At 41.8% G+C, this 16,976-nt stretch carries 13 protein-coding genes and 1 pseudogene; 4 read left to right on the top strand and 10 right to left on the bottom strand.

Annotated elements, in window-relative coordinates; all coding sequences use genetic code 11:
• Positions 1 to 21: 21 nt before the first annotated feature.
• Together DWV53_RS02500 and ilvA are read right to left on the bottom strand one after the other, a co-directional pair.
• Positions 22 to 396, bottom strand: a complete 375-nt coding sequence (locus tag DWV53_RS02500) for a RidA family protein (protein ID WP_006848032.1) — start codon at positions 394 to 396, stop codon at positions 22 to 24.
• A gap of 93 nt (positions 397 to 489) precedes the next feature.
• On the bottom strand, positions 490 to 1,689 hold the full coding sequence (gene ilvA / locus DWV53_RS02495) for a threonine ammonia-lyase (RefSeq protein WP_118151442.1): 1,200 nt from the start codon (positions 1,687 to 1,689) through the stop codon (positions 490 to 492).
• Between the two features lie 167 nt (positions 1,690 to 1,856).
• Here ilvA and DWV53_RS02490 point away from each other — a divergent pair, with 167 nt between their 5' ends.
• Positions 1,857 to 3,818, top strand: a complete 1,962-nt coding sequence (locus DWV53_RS02490) for a glycoside hydrolase family 97 protein (protein WP_118151441.1) — start codon at positions 1,857 to 1,859, stop codon at positions 3,816 to 3,818.
• 90 nt (positions 3,819 to 3,908) lie between these two features.
• Here DWV53_RS02490 and DWV53_RS02485 read toward each other — a convergent pair whose 3' ends face one another.
• A complete protein-coding gene (locus DWV53_RS02485; protein WP_006848028.1) occupies positions 3,909 to 4,733 on the bottom strand; it encodes a Cof-type HAD-IIB family hydrolase in 825 nt (274 codons plus the stop codon).
• Between the two features lie 159 nt (positions 4,734 to 4,892).
• Here DWV53_RS02485 and DWV53_RS02480 point away from each other — a divergent pair.
• Positions 4,893 to 5,192, top strand: a pseudogene (locus DWV53_RS02480) (beta-L-arabinofuranosidase domain-containing protein); the annotation flags it as partial.
• A 118-nt stretch (positions 5,193 to 5,310) separates the two neighbouring features.
• Here DWV53_RS02480 and DWV53_RS02475 read toward each other — a convergent pair.
• Positions 5,311 to 6,648, bottom strand: coding sequence for an ATP-binding protein (locus DWV53_RS02475; RefSeq protein ID WP_118151478.1), 1,338 nt, complete (start codon positions 6,646 to 6,648; stop codon positions 5,311 to 5,313).
• A 231-nt stretch (positions 6,649 to 6,879) separates the two neighbouring features.
• Between DWV53_RS02475 and DWV53_RS02470 the strand changes: the two genes are divergently transcribed.
• Positions 6,880 to 7,083: a hypothetical protein gene (locus DWV53_RS02470; protein WP_220431993.1), complete on the top strand. Its 204-nt coding sequence runs from the start codon at positions 6,880 to 6,882 to the stop codon at positions 7,081 to 7,083.
• 193 nt (positions 7,084 to 7,276) lie between these two features.
• Positions 7,277 to 7,420, top strand: a complete 144-nt coding sequence (locus DWV53_RS15605; protein ID WP_006848025.1) for a hypothetical protein — start codon at positions 7,277 to 7,279, stop codon at positions 7,418 to 7,420.
• A 98-nt stretch (positions 7,421 to 7,518) separates the two neighbouring features.
• Here DWV53_RS15605 and DWV53_RS02465 read toward each other — a convergent pair whose 3' ends face one another.
• From DWV53_RS02465 to DWV53_RS02440, 6 genes are all read right to left on the bottom strand, one after another.
• Complete coding sequence (locus DWV53_RS02465) at positions 7,519 to 8,847, bottom strand: MFS transporter (protein WP_118151437.1); 1,329 nt, start codon at positions 8,845 to 8,847, stop codon at positions 7,519 to 7,521.
• Between the two features lie 5 nt (positions 8,848 to 8,852).
• A complete protein-coding gene (locus DWV53_RS02460; protein WP_118151435.1) occupies positions 8,853 to 9,752 on the bottom strand; it encodes a glycerophosphodiester phosphodiesterase family protein in 900 nt (299 codons plus the stop codon).
• Positions 9,753 to 9,803: 51 nt separating this feature from the next.
• The gene (locus DWV53_RS02455; protein WP_118151433.1) at positions 9,804 to 10,700 is read right to left on the bottom strand and encodes a glycerophosphodiester phosphodiesterase family protein; all 897 of its coding nucleotides are present in this window, start codon (positions 10,698 to 10,700) and stop codon (positions 9,804 to 9,806) included.
• Positions 10,701 to 10,750: 50 nt separating this feature from the next.
• Complete coding sequence (locus tag DWV53_RS02450) at positions 10,751 to 12,484, bottom strand: RagB/SusD family nutrient uptake outer membrane protein (protein ID WP_118151431.1); 1,734 nt, start codon at positions 12,482 to 12,484, stop codon at positions 10,751 to 10,753.
• Positions 12,485 to 12,503: 19 nt separating this feature from the next.
• Positions 12,504 to 15,998, bottom strand: coding sequence for a TonB-dependent receptor (locus tag DWV53_RS02445; RefSeq protein ID WP_118151430.1), 3,495 nt, complete (start codon positions 15,996 to 15,998; stop codon positions 12,504 to 12,506).
• Between the two features lie 274 nt (positions 15,999 to 16,272).
• Positions 16,273 to 16,884, bottom strand: a complete 612-nt coding sequence (locus tag DWV53_RS02440; protein WP_118151428.1) for an HAD family hydrolase — start codon at positions 16,882 to 16,884, stop codon at positions 16,273 to 16,275.
• Positions 16,885 to 16,976 lie beyond the last annotated feature (92 nt).

The following is a 16,976-nucleotide window of genomic DNA, read 5'->3' as shown; positions in this document are numbered from 1 at the left end:
CCTGATAGAAAAAAGGAAGAATTACTTGGCTGCCAAAACCTCAACCTCTACGAGGGCGCCCTTTGGCAACTTCTCTACAGCTACGGCAGAACGAGCTGGATATGGCTGGCTGAAGAACTCGGCATAAACCTCGTTCATGGCTGCGAAATCGTCCATGCTGTTCAGATAAACTGTAGTCTTAACCACATGAGAAAGGTCGGTACCTGCTGCCTTCAGGATGTTCTGGGCGTTGGTGAGGCTCTGGCGAGTCTGCTCCTTGATGCCGCCTTCTACGAAATTGCCTGTTGCAGGGTCGATAGGAATCTGACCAGATGCAAAAACAAAACCATTTACTTCGATAGCCTGGCTATATGGACCGATAGCTGCAGGCGCATTGTCTGTGTGAATTGCGTTCATAATCTTCAATTTATAATTTACAATTTACAATTTATAATTTAACACTTAACACTTAATACTAAACATTGAACACTAACCATTCAACATTAAATATTATACTATCCAGAGATGGAATCCCTTTGATTCCAAAGCCTCCTTGATTTCTTTTACGTGTTCCTCGTCGCGGGTCTCCATGGTGACACGGAGCACGCAGGCATTCACCTTGTTGCGGTTGGCAGAACGGTCGTGATGAACTCCCGTGATGTTGCCGCCCAGGCTTGCGATGACGGAGGCTACCTCTACCAGCTCGCCCGGCTTGTCGTCCAGCTCCATCTCGATGGTGCAGAGACGTCCGCTCTTTACCAATCCACGGTTGATGACACGGTTGAGGATGGTTACGTCGATGTTACCGCCGCTTACCACGCAGATGGTCTTCTTGCCCTTCACCGGTACCTTGTTGTACATCACGGCAGCTACGCTTGCAGCTCCGGCTCCTTCAGCTACCATCTTCTCACTCTCTATGAGTTTCAGGATGGCTGCGCAGATCTCGTCCTCGCTTACGGTGACGATTTCATCCACATAGTTGGAGCAGGTTTCGAAAGTAATCTTGCCCGGTTCCTTTACGGCAATACCATCAGCAACGGTCGCTACAGAAGGCAACTTCTCCTGTTTATGATCGTGCAGACTCTGTACCATACTTGCTGCTCCTTCTGCCTGAACACCATATACCTTGACGTTAGGATTCAGCGACTTGATGGCAAAGGCTACACCAGAGATAAGTCCGCCGCCACCTACAGGAACGACGACAGCTTCTACATCTGGCAACTGGTCGAGAATCTCCAGACCGATGGTGCCCTGACCGGCGATGACATTCTCATCATCGAAAGGATGAACGAAGGTGTAGCCATGCTCATCTTTCAGTTCCAGCGCCTTCTGGTAGGCATCATCGTAAACGCCAGGTACCAGACAGACTTCAGCACCCAGTCGCTTGGTTGCTTCTACCTTAGAGATAGGAGCACCTTCTGGCAGACAGATGAGGCTCTTGACGCCCATGGCTGTAGCTCCCAGCGCTACACCCTGTGCATGGTTGCCCGCAGAACAGGCTATCACACCCTTCGCCTTTTCTTCATCGGTGAGTTGTGAAATCTTATAGTAAGCACCACGAATCTTGAACGAACCGGTCTTCTGCAGGCACTCTGGTTTCAAATAAACATCACTCTCTGGGTTGATTCTTGGCGTGTGAACCAGCTCAGTCTTTCTTATTACCTTGCTCAGCACGAAGCGAGCCTTATAGAAATTGTCAAGTTGTAACATAACTGCTGATATGTGTATAGTTTATTTCGTGCAAAGTTACTATTATTTGAAGAAAATACAAAATAATTCGGTTTAATTTTTGTTTATTCGATAATATTGCTTAACTTTGCCGATGTAATTAAGCATAAAAACATAGTAACAAATAAACTAATTACTTTGATCTGGAAATGAAGAAAAACGTTTTAGCAGTAGCGCTGGCATTGATGGCAAGCATCGGTGCATACGCAGAGAAGAATACTATCAGCTCTCCTGATGGTAAGTTGAATGTCGTGGTAGAAGACCGCGATGGTAAACTCTATTATTCCATCGACTATGCAGGCAAGCGAATGATGGAAGAATCACAGCTCGGACTCCTTGCCAATGTAGGCGATTTCAGTCAGGGCTTGACCTATCAGGGTAAAAAGGAAGCTAAGGTGGAGAAGAGCTATGACCTCCGCACCGCCAAGGTTTCGCATGTAGATTATCATGCCAACCAGCTCAACGTGACATACATCAACGGTAAGAAGCAGCCAATGACGGTTACCTTCAATGTAAGCAACAACGATGTGGCTTTCCGTTATACTTTTGATCAACTGAAGGCTCAGCATATCATCGTAAACGAGGAGAAGACTGCCTTCAATCTGCCGAAGGTAACCACCACTTACCTCTGTCCACAGTCGGATCCGCTCATCGGTTTTGCCCGTACCAAACCAAGTTATGAAGAAGATTATAAGGTGGATCAGCCTCTTACAGCCAAGTCGGGTTATGGTCATGGCTATACTTTCCCTTGCCTCTTCAAGGTAGGTGGCGATGGCTGGGTATTGGTCAGCGAGACGGGTACTCACGGCAACTATCCGGGTTGTCACATCAGCGATTACGATGCAGCCAAGGGTTATCAGATCGCCTTCCCTATGGAGAAGGAGGCAGATGGCATCGGTTCTACATCGGCAGCTTTCATTCTTCCGGGTTCCACTCCTTGGCGTACCATTACCGTGGGTTCTGATTTGAAGCCTCTGGTAGAAACCACCATTCCATACGATGTAGTAGAGCCAAGATTCGAGGCTTCTCAGAAATACGGAACAGGCAAGTATGCCTGGAGCTGGCTCATCTGGCAGGATGGCTCTTGCAACTATAACGACCAGAAGCAGTTCATCGACCTGGCTGCTACCATGGGATATGAATATGTGCTGATTGATGCACTCTGGGATACCCAGATTGGTAGAGACAAGATAGCAGAGTTGAGCAAGTATGCGCAGAGCAAGAAAGTGAGTCTGATGCTCTGGTATAATTCCAATGGTGTGGCCAACGATGCACCTCAGGGACCTCGTGGCATTATGGATAACATCGTGGCCCGCAAGAAGGAGATGGCCTGGATGAAGAGCATCGGCATCAAGGGTATCAAGGTAGATTTCTTCGGTGGCGACAAGCAGCACACCATGCAGCAGTATGAAGACATCCTGAGCGATGCCAACGATTATGGCATTCAGGTTATCTTCCATGGTTGCACCCTGCCAAGAGGTTGGGAGCGCATGTATCCTAACTATGTATCGAGCGAGGCTGTACTGGCTTCGGAGAATGTATTCTTCTCTGAGTATCATGCCAAGCAGGAGGCCTTCGAACTGACCATGCATCCATTCTGCCGCAACGCCGTGGGTGCGATGGATTGGGGTGGTACCATCATGAACAAGTATCTCTCTAAGGATAACAAGAGTCGTCATCGCCGTTATACTACTGATGTTTTCGAGATGGCTTCGGCTATCATGAACCAGGCAGCTATCCAATGTATCGCCATCTATCCGAATAATCTCTCTGAGCTTCCTCAGCACGAGATTGATTTCCTGAAGAGCGTTCCTACAACCTGGGATGAGACCAAATTCATCGCCGGTTATCCAGGAAAATATGCCGTTGTTGCCCGTCGCCATGGTGATAAATGGTATGTTGCCGGTTTGAACGGCACCGACCAGGTGATGAAGCTCACCCTGAATCTGCCAATGCTTGCCGGCAAGAGCGTTACCTATTATCATGAAACTGCCAGCAAGGACAAGAAGGCTCTCTGGCCTGTTTCTCAGATGAAGACCGTAAAGGTGGATAAGAAGGGAAACCTGAAGGTGGAAATGCAGCCTAAGGGTGGACTGATTGTTGAAAAGTAAAAAGGTAAAAAAGTAAAAAGGTAAAAAAGCCTAGCGGGGTATAATCTCCCTAGTTTCTTTTTACCTTTTTACTTTTTTACCTTTTTACTTTTAAAAATCCTTTTTACAGAAATGTTCCAAAGCAGCAGCTACGCCATCTTCTTCATTGGAAAGCGTGATGTAGTCGGCTTCGGCTCTAACCTCTGGTGCTGCATTCTGCATGGCTACACCCATGCCTGCCAGTTTCAGCATGCTCAGGTCGTTGTAGCCATCTCCGAAAGCAATCATATCGGCTGGGGTGAGATTGATTTTCGACAGAAGGCGGAGCAGGGACTTTGCCTTGTCGATGCCTTTAGGAACCAGTTCCAGGAAGAATGGGGCTGAACGGAAGATGTCCATCCTGTCGCCCAGAATCTCAGAAAGCTCGTTTTCTGCCTTGAGCATATCTGCCGGGTCGCCTGTCATGAGGAGCTTGGTAGGGTGAGGCTCCAGGGCTTCGAACAGGTTTTCTACCTTTCGGATGTTCATCTTGTTGATGCGCGATTCTTCCTTCACATACTGGTCGTCGGGCATCTCGGTGATAATCTCGTTGCCGGCGTAGCCCAGCAGGGCATGGTTCTTCTCCTTCGCGTACCTATATAATATAGGTATCACCTCATCAGGCAGGAACTGGGCGAAGAGTTTTTCGCCAGTCTTGGCATTCACGATGTTGCCGCCATTATAAGATAGGATGTATCCGCCTCGCTTATCCAGTTCCAGACATTCCGCCACCGGTTCGATGCCGTAGGTCGGTCTGCCTGAAGCAAGGATGATAACAACACCCTCGGCTTCTGCCTGGAGCAGCGCTTCGCGGGTTTTCGGGGTAACCACCTTGTCGTGGTTGGTCAGGGTGCCATCCAGATCAAGGGCGATGGCACGGTATGGAAGATGATTCATATTTGATATATTATTGTATTTCTAATTTGACTGCAAAGGTAAGATAAAAAAACGATTGTAACAAAAAAAAGCGTTAAATATGATATAAATATAGGTGTTTGACTGATAATTACCTGCTTTTTATTGTTTATTATACACTATAGTCGGAAAGTTTTCTTATTGAAGGCTTACATCGACAGCGTGCTCGATGTGGTGGGTGCTGCACAGGAGCCAGATGGCTATCTCTATACTGCCCGTACCATCAACCCTCAGCACCCTCATGGATGGTCGGGAAATAAGCGTTGGGTCAAGGACGAGGAATTGAGCCACGAACTTTATAACCTCGGCCACATGGTGGATGCAGCCTGCGCCCACTATCAGGCTACGGGTAGCACCAAGTTCCTGAATATCGCAAAGCGCTATGCCGATTGCGTGGTAAAGGAAGTGGGACCTAATCCAGGACAGGCTACCGTGGTGCCAACCAGATGAATGTCTGGTTCTATCAGAACTTGAATGTTTTGGATAAATAATAAATAGTTTTTTTTAATCAAGAAGAGGGTGCGTCATGGACTTATGATACACCCTCTCTATATTTTATTTATAGCAAGGGTGTCATATAAATTGGCACCAATAAGGTCTGTCCATCTTTTTTAAAATCTTTCGTATATAATAGGTATCTTTTGTCGATTCTATCAGAGAACTTCAGGCAAAACTCATCTAGCGACTTGTGACTGTTATATCCTGACGATTTCACTTCTATCGGATAAATCTTCTTGCCACGAGATAGCAAGAAATCTATCTCGTAGTTCTTGTGGCTTGTTGCATGGGGAAATGTGTAATAGAACAGTTTGTTTCCTGATGCGGTAAGCATTTGGGCAACGAGATTTTCATAGGCATACCCCATATCGCTACTCAGTTTATCACTCAACAACTTTTCGTAAATGGTGTTCTCCGTGTAGTCTTTATCCCAAAAAGCAAGTGTGACGAATAGCCCTGTGTCTCCAACAAACATTTTATAGTAGTCTTCGTCACTATGTAATGAAAAACCAACATTGGGATCATTTGCGTGATAGGCGAAATTGACTACCATGCTGTCTTTCATGTCTGCCAAGACTCCCATAAGGTTCTTTCTGCCTGCATCATCTAATACGCTTGCTACCTGGTATCTGGCTGAATTTTTGTTTAATTCGGAAGGGATGTTCTCGAATAACTTGGCAGCTCTTCCTGTTTTGTCAATCTTTCTAAAGTCGTCAATATAAAGTTCTATGATTTCTCGTTTTACGGCATCTGTTTTGCTCAGATTGTTGGTGTCTAAGTACTCGTTTACGGCTTGTGGCATTCCGCCTACGAGCATATATAGACGAAGGTTGCGCATAGCTTCTCGATGCGCTGCTCCCAATGGAACTTTTGCATCGAAAAACTGCTTGAGTAGGGGAAATGTAGCAGTATCGCCCATTGCCCATCGAAATTCCTCGTAGTCCATCGGATAGAGATCCAAACGTGTCTCTTCGCTTGGAATCAAAATGTTTTCTACATTCTTTTTGATGCTGATAAGAGAGCCTGTCTCTATGTAGTCGTATCTTCCGTCTGCTACTAGGTATTTGATGGCTTGCCGAGCTTGTGGGCACATTTGTACTTCATCGAAAATGATGGCTGATTTGCGTGGTTCCAAGATTACTTGGTAGATTGATTGGAGGCGTAAAAATATGTAGTTCAAGTCCATGAGGTTGTCAAACAACTGTTTCACTTCCTTAGATGCTTGTGCGAAATCTATAAGGATATAGCTTTTGTATTCTTTTTCTGCGAAAGCTTTGGCTACCGTTGACTTTCCTACACGGCGTGCTCCTTTGAGCAAGAGAGCTGTGCTACCATTTCTCTCTAGCTTCCATTCGAGCATTTTGTCGTATACTTTTCTTTTAAAAATTCTTTTTCTCATAACTTGCTGATTTTGAGCGCAAAGATACATATAAGTTCCAAATCCCCCAAATGTTTTTTGTTAAAATGTTCCAAATCCCCCAAATGTTTTTTGCTAAGATGTTCCAAATCCCCCAAATGTTTGACCCATAAATAATGCTTCTTCGTACCCTCATCGCTCTATTTCATGCAGTTTGCTCCTAAGCAGGCAGTACTGACATTAAATGAAGCTCAGAAGAAAAAGGTGGAGAATATGGGCAGATTCATCACTACGATGTATATCAACGACCTTACCTTCGTGAATTTCTCGGATGCCCAGGCTCAGAATGTTCCGAATATCAACATCCTCTTTCCTTATGGAGCCTATCTCCAGAATGAGCAGATGATGCAGCTGGCGGCATACGTGGCAAAGAAATATCTGTATATGCAGAAGCCTTCTGAGCTTTACCGGAAATAGCCAACTGGCAAAATATAAATAGCCAACTAGCAAACTGCAAACAGCCGACTAGCGCATGAGTGGCTAGTCGGCTGTTTTACTGGAACAGTTATCGAAAACTCCTTTATTTTGTTTTCGTATAGGCATCCTGCCAAATACTCTTCACTCTTCACCAAAAGCCCCGAATCCCCTGTGTTTATCGGCATTCTGAGGGGTGAAGAGTATTCGGGCACTCTTCACCTACTCTTCACCACTCTTCACCCTTCAGTTCTGGCTGATTTGCAATCCACCTATCAGTCTTTCGCCTCTGTTCCCGTTTCTGAAGGTGAAGAGTGGTGAAGAGTGGGTGAAGAGATAAAAACAACTCTTCACCCCTCGGAATGCCGATAAACACAGGGGTTTCCGGCCGAAAGGTGAAGAGTGAAGAGTATTTTGATGATAGCTTCGTTTTATTTCTTAAACAGTCTTTGGTTTCGCATTCCAAACCAAAAGTGTCAATAGTACAGACATCAAAGCTGCACCAATCCAGAAATAATTGATGTAGGTAAAGTCGTAGGTCTCTACGCCATTTACCAGATGCTTGTTGCCCTCGATGAGTAGACCGCTCATAATGTCTTGGATACCGGCACCAATGTAGCTTGCCACGCCGACAACACCAAGAGCTGCACCTGCTGCGTTCTTAGGAGCTAAATCTACGGCCATAAGACCACCGAGGAAACAAATCAGAACGCCGATTCCTAGTCCGAATAATACCATAGCAATAACATCAATATAAAAATGAACACCTGGTACTAATAAGAATAAACATAGCGCCAAAACATTCATCAAGCCAAAGACCAAAGCCGGTATGTTTCTAGATCCTTTGAATAATTTGTCTGAGATTAAACCTGAAGCAACTGTTCCTACAATACCACAAACAGAACTGATGGAAATAATAAAGCTTGCGTCAAGAGTAGAATATCCCTTCATCGTCTCCAGATAAAAGACTCCCCAACTGTTTACAGCATATCTACTTATATACATAAACGCACTTGCTAAAGCTAGAATCCATATAGCAGGACTACATAAGACGGTCTTCTGACTTGCGTTGAAATCTGCCTTGTTCTTTTCTTCTTTTTTAGAAGTCGCATCCTCTAATAAATAGCCATACTTCTGAGGTGTATCTTTCATTAACCATTGCATAATGAAAAAATAAGCAATGCCGATTAAGCCTGCTCCAATCAATCCATATCGCCACCCAAAATTAGTAGCAAGAATAGCAATGGATATGAAAGTGATAGCCTCACCTAAATTATGACTTGCGCTCCAATAACCATAATAAGTACCACGATTTGATGCATCAAACCAGCGGGATAGGGATACTACTCCAGATGCTGCTCCCATAGATTGGAAATATCCATTGATTCCCCAAAGTACTGCGAACACGATAAACGAATTGGTGAATCCAAGCGCCAAGTTTATCAAAGCCGAAATCAAAAGACCTGTTGACATCAACTTTTTCACATTACTTCTATCTGCTATAAAACCATTACAGAATTTACCTATAGCATAAGTAAAGAACAAGCAAGAGCCTATGATACCTATTTCTGTTTCTGTAAAAACACCATCATCAACCATTGGTTTACGAATTACATTCATGCTTAAACGACAAACGTAATACATACCATATCCCAAAGTTGCAGTAAGGAATGAAATAAGGCGTATTTTTTTGAACCGAGCACTATCTGTACTCGGTTCTTTAGCTGCTTCTGGAATTTTATAATAATCTATGATTTTCTTCCACATAACATTTAATCATGAAGGTTGCGAGAACGCAAATAATCCAATAAGTACTGAGGTCTATCTGTTTGTATAATTCTAGCTCCCAAAGTATCTATGAGATAACCATATCCCTTATTAGGGTCTTGTAAAGACATATCATCATCATGTCCTCCTGCCATAGTATCCCATAAGGTATTATACCAAATCAAAGATTTACCTTTCATTTTCTTTGGCAATGACAATGGAAGTTTATTCTCATCACTCTTAAACAACAATTCAAAAGCCACAGGATTCATATCCTTCATAAACTTGTTGAGTTGCTGCTCTGCATTAGACTTATCCAAATTTACAATAGGCATATAGATAACATCATTCAGATATGAGCCATAAAGTTCCTTCACTTGCTCAGCAGACTTTGTTCCTTTCATGATAATCTGCTTTGTCGTACCAGTCTTTTTCATCAATTCGTAAACCTGCTCGAAATATCTGTCTGCCTTGTCAAGGTTCAGCATAATCTTACCACGAGCATGCACAAGTGCCTCTTCCAAAGTTGGTACTCTATGGATGGTACGGATATTACATCCGTTCTTCAAGTGAGTCTTTGCAATAGAATCATAGGTCAACTCGGAAATTGTACCTTTACCCGTTGTGGTACGGTCAATCTTTGGATCGTGCATCAAAATCAAGACCCCATCCTTGGTTCTCTGCAAGTCTATCTCGACAATGTCAACGCCCATTTTGATTGCATTGTCTATCGCCTCCAAAGAGTTTTCAGGAAAGTTACGCCAGTCACCACGATGTGAAGCCACAATCACTGAAGACTCATCACGATTCAAGAGTTTAGCGCGAATCTTGCTAACTCTGTCTTGTGCAAAGATATTTGCACTGCATACAATTGCTAAAAGCAATAATAAAACTTTCTGTTTCATATTTTTGGTTACTTAAAATTTAACACGTATTACACGAAAGAAGCAAAAGAATTATCTTCTTCCTTTCTTTTTCAAATAATCCAGCAATAAGAATGAGTTATCGCAGAAGATGATGTTTGCTCCTTTGTCTAGAAGCCAACCATAACTTCCATCGGGATCATCCAAAGCCATCTCATCATCATGACCACCATTAAAAGTATCCCAAAGTGAGTTATACCAGATACGATAGCCATGCTTCTTCATTTCTTCCGCACGATTTAAGATAGGATAGTCATCTCTCTTGAAAGACAAGCTCATAATTGGAGTCTTAATATGATTCATATAATCATCCAACTTTTGGTCATCAGTTTTGCCATTACAAACAACAACTGGGCTAAAGATACACCCTTTCAAGAGTTTAGCATATTTCTCCTCATATACCTTACTGTTAAAAGTACCACGGAAGATACACTGCTTCAGCATCTTGTGCTTATGAATGATTTCTAAGACTTTCTCCTTACAAGGTTGCCATTTATCAATCTGAATATATACCTTTCCTTTACAAAGCTCCAAGACTTCGTCTAGAGTTGGTACTTTCTGACGAGTAATAACACCTATCGGAGATTTCAAATTCAGTTTTTTAATTTCTTCCAAAGTATAATCAGAAACCAATCCCGTACCGGTGGTAGTTCTATCCACAGTATCATCATGCATCATTACAATGGCACTATCCTTAGTCATATGGACATCAATCTCCACACCATCAATGCCACCATCTATACATTGCTTATATGCCTGAAGAGAGTTTTCTGGTGCGCCTCTCCAATTTCCGCGATGTGCAAAAATCATCACATAATTAGACTTTCCCCCATCATACATCTTTTTCTGAAGGAAATCAAAACCTTTGTTTTGTGCAGACACGTTCAATATAAAGAACATGCTCACCAAAGTAACAATGATATTTCTCATCTCATTATAATATTAGAGGTTAGTGGGACTAGCCCACTAACCATATCAGTTTAATTAAAATTCGTACTATCCGTCCAACCAGGGTTCTGCGTGAGCTTACCACCAGTCAAGACTCTTTCGCTTGCAGGAATTGGCCAAAGATAATCCCTGTTCTCATCCCAAGTAATTGTAATCTGCTTGAATGGATAAATGTAGCCAGAAGTTCCATTCGACAAATCCAAGTCTTTTCCTATTTTCTTTGATGTGCCCTTGAAAGTTCCCTTATCCGCCGTATATAAAAGTAAGTCATTTGCACCATCATTGTCCATATCATACTCACCATCTCCAGGGAAGTAGCAACCATAGAATGGTTTTGTCAACTGCTGACCTTCTTTCCAACGGAAAATATCCCACAAGCGGAAACCTTCCAAAGGCAACTCTACAGTGCGCTCTCTACGGATTTCCAAGATGACACCAGTATTGCCACTCTTTGTCACGTTAGGATAATACTCCATCATCAATGGGTCTGGATTGGCATTAGCCGCACTCATGTTGAGATGTGGCATTCTTGCTCTGTCACGAATTTTATTGATAGAAACATCCAAGTCATTTTGTGTTAATGTACCTAACTCTGCCTTAGCTTCAGCATAGTTCAAATACACTTCGGCTGTCCTAAACAAAGACCAATCTGTAAATGCCTTATTTGCGCCATCATATTTAGACTCTGCAATATACTTAATCGGTTGATACCCTGTTAGAGCATTTAAGTTGTTTGCAGTCACCTTTGTTGCGCCTTTCTGAATGTAACCTGGGCATAAAACTGTTTGAGCCATACGAGGATCACGATTGCTAGTTTCTGCTACAAAGTCATCTGTTTCCCAGCCTTGTTTGTCAGTATAGCGAGAGCCATCTGCCATTAAATAGTGATTCATGAATCGCTTGGTAAAACCTTGGCGAGAATTCTTGATAGCAAAAGGAACACCATGCATTACATTTGCATCAGAACTATATCTTCTTGCCAAGATGACTTCATCAGAACAAGCATCCAAACTATTAAACAAGGAGCGATAAGGAGTATCACCTGTTGTATAAAGTTTGTAACCACTATTCTTGATAAAGTTTTCACCAGCATCAACTACTTGGTTCAAATACTTTTCTGCATTAGGCATATTACGATATTTACGATAAGTTCCCTCATACAGAGCTGCACGAGTCTTAAGGGCTAATGCTGTCCATTTCGTTACGTAATAGACACTCTTGGTTGACGGAAGCATGTTTATTGCCTTGTCAAGGTCATCCATGACATGATCCATAATAACTTCACGGTCATCACGTGCTTTTGCCAAAAGTTCATCTTGGTCAGAATTCAAGACTTGATCATACCAAGGTACATCGCCATATCTTCTGACTTTAACGTAATAGAAGTATGCTCTCATAAAGTAAGCTACTCCATCATTTTCCTTACGACCAACTTCGTCTTTGCATCTATCTGAATGCTGTAAATAATAGTTTATAGAACGAAGTTGTGTCCAGTTCCAACCATTTTCATCAGCAGCAGAACGTTGCCCAAGCAAAGTTGCACCTAACTCGGTATCAATATTGTCATCCGCATTGATGCCAATCACGTCATCTGCACCTTCCAACTGGCTATAAAATCCATCAGTCCATAGTTTCAATTCTCGTGTAGAACTAAAATAGGTCTCAGGACTCATTGTGTCTTCAGGAGACATATCCAACAAACTATCACAAGCTGTTAAGTTTGTAATGAGTAAAGCAGCCCCCAATATATTTATTAACTTTTTCATTGCTATTACCTTTTTATATTTAGAATTTTATATCAAGACCAAAAGAGAATGATTTAGAATAACTATAACCAACTCCCGAACCAGAATTATATGATGAAGCATAAATCATTTCTGGATCAACCGTCTTGCAGTACTTCTTCAATGGAGACCAGTAGAATAAGTTCTCTGCTGTAAAATATACTCTCAAAGAATTGATGATTTTTTTGCTAATAGGAATTGTATAACCTACAGTCAAATTCTTCAAGCGTAAATAAGCAGCATTCTGTAAATATCTATCATTAGCAACACCCAATGCACCTCCACTATAAGACGCATATCCTCGAGGACGTGGGAAATAAGCTCCCTGGTTATCTTCGCTCCAAACATTATCCGTGAAATCCTTGTGGATGAATGACAGTGAAGGGAAAGAATATGGTCCCCAGAAATCATATGCATAGGTTGTAGGATACCAATTGCGTTTACCTACACCTTGGAAGAATGCATTAAAATCAATTCCGTTCCAATCTGCTCCCAAACGGAAAGAATAAGAATAGCGTGGTAAGCTATTACCAATAATTCTCTTGTCTCCTGGGTCTGCAACTGTACCAGAGCCTTCAGAAATAACATTATCACCATCCAAATCCATGAATTTTACATCACCTGCCATCAAATGGTTATCTTTCTTAGAGCTGTATACACGACCGTTAACAGCCTTATCGTTAATCTTTGCCTGATAAGCTGCTGCTTCTTCATCCGTTGCAAAAAGACCTGCTACCTTATAGCCCCAAATCTCACCTAAAGTCATTCCTTCATAATAATCAGAAATCAACTTATCAGGATTGTTAAATTTGGTAATCTTTGACTTGTAATCTCCGATTGTCGCTGATACATTATAATGGAATGGCTTGCCTGCTAAATTAAATTTATCTTGCCATCCAATATACAATTCCCATCCATTTGTTCTCAAATCTGCACAGTTTTCTTTTGGAGTAGTTGCTCCAAATACAGATGGTAATGTTATAGAATGGGTTAGCATGTCTTTGGTGTCACGGATGTAAATATCCGCTGTCAAAGTTAATTTACTATCCAAGAAACCCAAATCCAAACCCCAGTTGTAGGTAGAAACTGTCTCCCAAGTTAAAGATGAAGATAACGGAGAAGACACACTTGCATAATATGCCTTGTTCAAGCCGTCAAATGTATAAGACATCTTGTTGTCTGTATAAATCTGGTCAAAATAAGCATAGTTGCTTACTTGCTGGTTTCCAAGACTACCTACAGAGAAACGGAACTTAGCATTATTTACTACAGGCAATAACTTATTCCAGAATTTCTCAGAACTCATTCGCCAACCAATTGAAGCAGAAGGGAAAAATCCCCAGCGGTCTTTTGACGCAAACTTAGAAGTTCCATCCCATCGGCCGCTAATCTCAGCCAAATATTTACCTTCATAGTCGTAATTGACTCTGGCAAAATATCCTAAGGTTCTATAAGCAGATATATCTTGTCCAACAGTAGTTTCACCTTGTGCAACGGTGAAAGAAGATAAATCTTTAGAAAGAAGATCATTCTTTTTTACAGATAAATCTGTTGTTCTATAATCCTCATATTGACCACCTGCTACAACCTTAAAGTTATGCTTTTTGTCCCATACATGAGTATAAGTACCATATATATTCAGGTTGTTGTCGTCTATCTGCATGTGTCCTTCCTGATAGTAATCTGTTATAGTACCAGAAGTAAATGTTGCAGTTGCTCCCTCTGCGCGTGAATACTCAAAAGGCATACTTCTTCTCTTATAAATGTAATTTCTGTTTTTATAAGCGTATGAAGCTGTCAAGACCAGGTCGTCAAATACTTTATAATCAAGTTGATTTGCAACAATCCAGTACTTGTTTTCACGAGAGTTGCGCGCCTCGTTTGCTGTCAGGAAACCTGCATGGCCAGAGCCCAAAGGTGAATTGGAGGTCAATTGGTTTGTATACTGTACAACAGAGCCATCAGGATTTCTTGGTACGAAAGAAGACAAAATGTTTGACTGCAAACTAGAAATAGTCTGCTGCTCATTATAGAAACCTGCATATTTGTAGGCCGTTTTGTTATAATTGAAATTAACAGAATACGTCAAATGTTTAGACAACTTGGCATTCAGCTTTCCTCTAAAGGATACATTCTGATAATTATCTTTGTAGATATTAAAGATACCATCCTGTGTAAAGAAACGACCGCTTGCAAAATAATTAACCTTATCATTACCACCTGTCACAGAAATATTATGCTCCTGCTCTGGTCTTGTTTTGCGATAGAAATAATCATACCAATCAAAGTTGCCATAATAATAATACTTTCCGTCATCGCCAACTACGGTCCATGGTCTATCTGGATTTTCGGTCTTATCATTACGTCTATCATAAAGCATCTGCAAATCTTTGTCTGTATAATTTGCCATCAATTTGCCTTGGTAAGCCTCATAGAATTGGTTGACAATATTTACATGGTCATAACCTGTATGTATGAAATCTGTTGAAGTTGTATTCTGTTTCCAACCTACGCGACCATTATATGATATGGAAGCTTTACCTTCTGAGTCTTTTCCACTCTTTGTAGTAATCAAAATAACACCAGAAGAGGCTTTGGCACCATAAATTGCAGAAGCAGAAGCATCTTTCAAAACTGAGATAGATTCAATGTCATTAGGATTTATCTGGCTCAAGTTGACCTCCATGCCATCAGCCAACACCAATGGACTACCTCCATTAATAGAAGCGACACCACGAATGTCAATGCTATAACCAGAATCTAAACTTCCTGAATTAAAAGTCAAGTTTACAGAAGGATCTGCACCTTGTAATGCGCCAGCTGCATTTGATACTGGGCGATTGTTTATGTCATCTGCAGTAATCATTGACACAGCACCAGTTAAATTAGCTTTCTTCTGAGTACCATAACCAACAACTACAACTTCGCTCAATACCTTATTATCATCTGCCAGGTTTACATTGATTACTTCGCGACCATTTACCTTGATGTCCTGGTCCTTGCAGCCAATGTATGATACTGCCAACATACCGTCGGCAGGAATCTCGATGGTATAGTTGCCGTCAAGATCGGTTACAACACCATTGGTGGTGGTACCCTTCTCCATGACGGTAGCGCCGATAACTGGCTCGCCAGTTTCGTCTTTCACTACACCACGTACCTTGATTTTCTTGCCATGAGCCTGAGATTTAGCTTTTTGCTGAGGCTTGATGACGATGTAGTTGCCTTCCATCTCATAGGTAAAATTGGTACCTTTGAGCAATTGGTTCAACATACCAAAGACATCATCACTTTTCTTGGTTAATGTAACCGAACGGTTAGCATCCAACTGTGAGGAGTTGTAGGCAATCTTGTACTTAGATTCCTTTTCAATCTTCTCAAAAGCTGACTTAAGCGTTACCTTGTTTGAGCTGAAGCTGACGTTCTGAGCCGAAAGGGTCATCTGGCCTGCCAGGAGCAAACAGAAGCATGACGCAGAGATTCTTTTAAGATTCATACTTTATCTTTTTAAGTTAATAATAATTTGCTTGTTACGTCTTGAAGACAACGGGAAAGAGAGTTACACCCAATTACAAAACTGTTAAAATGAAGTTTTTCTGAAAAAAAATATCTTGTGTTCGCAAACACCTTATAAAATTCTTCTTTTGGAAATTATAAATACATAAGATGAAGGCTCTAAATTAGCATTTCTTGCTGCTAATTTAGAGCCTTGAATATTTCAATAATGCTATTGGTATGAAAATAGCAGTAGTGCTTTTGATAATCAGAACTTATTTCGTTCTTTCCTCAGACAGGATTTTTCTCAATTCCCGCTCGTACTGCGCAGCATCCTCAAAGCAGATGGTCTGCATTCCGAAACGCTGGGCGGCTTCTACATTCTCTATTCTGTCGTCAGCAAAAAGGCATTCTTCCGGTTTCAGATTGTATTTCTGGCAGATTCTTTCATAAATAGCCCTGTCGGGTTTGATGATTTTCTCTTCTGAAGAAATCACCTGTCCTTCCAGAAGTTGGAAGATGGGATATTGTGCCATCGTTTCGTGAACCTTGGTGCACCAGTTGGAAAGTCCGTAAAGGTGGTAGCCTTCTGCCTTCAACTGGGTCAGCAAGGTGCGCATTCCTTTCTTCTCGCCCCTTACAAATTCGTTAAAGCGCTGGGCTACGGTTGCTATTTCTTTCTTGTATTGCGGCATGATCTGCTGCATCTTGCAGAAGGTTTCTTCGAAAGAATCTCCGCGATCCATGTTTTCATTCCATTTGCCGTCTATCAGGAGATGATAGAATTCTTCAGCCTGTTCGTGGGTCTTGAATATCTGGTCAAGCGTTTCAAAGTATTCGTAATTTACGAGTACTTTTCCAAAATCAAAAATCAAATTCTTTATCATGATATTTCCAGTTTATGTTATTATTTCTGTTTTCATATCCCGTGCAGAGATACTCTTTTATGAAAAAAGGCGCATCATTTTTACATAATGCG

The organism is Segatella copri, from assembly GCF_003465495.1.
GTDB lineage: Bacteria > Bacteroidota > Bacteroidia > Bacteroidales > Bacteroidaceae > Prevotella > Prevotella copri_G.
Note: the sequence above shows the minus strand (reverse complement) of the source record. Positions and strands in the feature narration are given on the sequence as shown.